Here is a 1,594-nt window from a genome sequence, read left to right on the forward strand (position 1 = left end):
TTGGTATGATGAGAGAGGACTTTCTGATATATCCTTCGCTTGGCTTATGGACCGGGCCTCAAATTGCGGTCTTAAGCTGAAAAAGGGCTGGAAGAAATATTTAAAACAAGACCCACTTGTTAATTTACATGACGAAAGAAAAAGAAATATATTATGGCGAGTTTGGTCTCCAGTAAAAAGAAAAATCCTGACAGGAGCTAAATTACACCAAAGTGTAATAGACAGAATGGAAACCTTACCTAATTATTGTCTTGATCTTCCAAACAAGTACACTATTGTGACCAACGAAAGTTATGATTACTCTGGCTCTAGCAGAGTGATTCCTCCTAAATTGGCAGCATAGGTCAAATTGATGATGTCATTTTCACCTTTGGAATAATAGTTTCTGTGAAACCTCCCTGATCATTCGAATTTTACTAAGGGATAAGGAGGAAGTTATATTCCCGGTTAGTGTACATAATTTTCTTATCGGGCTTTCCATTGGAAGTAGTGACCTCTGCAACTGTTTTTTGGTCTGGAAGACCTATTGAGATAGAAAGTTCACTTTCCTTGATAATCAACTTTTAATAAGATAATTAGTGATTTAATTTTTTCTGGTTATAGCTTTCTCTATGGAAAGGAGAAGGAAGAAGCTGAAAACATATTTCGTAATAGTATCAACTGCCTCCTTCTAGAGTAGGATTATTTGGGTCTAATCCCAGTAAGAGTATACGTTTAATAGTACACATCTGCTCCTTTCTATGCTTATAAAATCTTCAATTCTAAGCCCTTATGCCCCCGGATTCGCATACTGATTTTTGGCCCCTACATTACCTTGGTCAAGGCCTGCAATCATCATCGGGAAATAAACCACAAAAACCCATATTTTTTACAAACCTAATTGCGTCGTTGTTAGGTGCAAGCCCAAGGACGTTAGCAAATGCTCCGGAGAGATGGGTGCTGCGAGTAAACGAGTAGCAACAGGCACCGTATCAATGGCTGATCCAGCTAAAAACGTAGCCCAAACCGCCTGATCTAGACTAGCAACATGAAGGGTTCTTTCCGGATCATCTGGGTCATGGAGAGGAAAACCTAAAGACATTAAGAGTGTATCTATAACGTATATTGCTGATTTAAAAGCAGGCGTATCACTCATAGCGGGTTTTGCAAATGCTTGGAGCTCTCCACCTAAAAAAGTTAGACTGTCACTAATGAGTCCCATAACCATGGCAGCCGTTTTTGTATCAGCTTGATTAAGGGTTTTTAGGTGCTTTGTCTCCGTCTCGACTGAAACGGATGGGACATGAAGGCCCATTTCAGGATAATTAATATCTGCTAAATATTCCTGATCAGAAGAAACCATTGGTTTCCCAGTAAATAATTCATAGGTTATAGTACTATAGTACAGAAAAAGAATGAGTAGTTTTTTTTCAATTCAAGAGGTAAACCGGCATGCTCGAGTCAAAAAGCCGATGGAAAATGATTTTCAATTGGCCTCAGCAATAGCCAAAGTGGACCTGTAACAAAAAGTGGATAATTAGCTAAGTCAGGGTACTATTTGAAGATTTAATAATAGTCGTTTCGATTCAGCCGGGGTTCTGTAGGCTAAAGGTGG

Annotated in this window: 2 protein-coding genes; one reads left to right on the forward strand and one right to left on the reverse strand. The window is 39.0% G+C overall.

Annotated elements, in window-relative coordinates; translation table 11 throughout:
* On the forward strand, positions 1 to 343 hold a 343-nt coding region (locus E1171_RS23435; RefSeq protein WP_222931333.1), incomplete at its 5' end, for a hypothetical protein.
* A gap of 525 nt (positions 344 to 868) precedes the next feature.
* On the opposite strand, the gene E1171_RS01610 is transcribed toward E1171_RS23435, so the two are convergent.
* Positions 869 to 1,294: a hypothetical protein gene (locus E1171_RS01610; RefSeq protein WP_155203421.1), complete on the reverse strand. Its 426-nt coding sequence runs from the start codon at positions 1,292 to 1,294 to the stop codon at positions 869 to 871.
* Positions 1,295 to 1,594 lie beyond the last annotated feature (300 nt).

Origin of the sequence: Xanthovirga aplysinae (assembly GCF_009711365.1) — a bacterium.
Lineage (GTDB): Bacteria > Bacteroidota > Bacteroidia > Cytophagales > Cyclobacteriaceae > Xanthovirga > Xanthovirga aplysinae.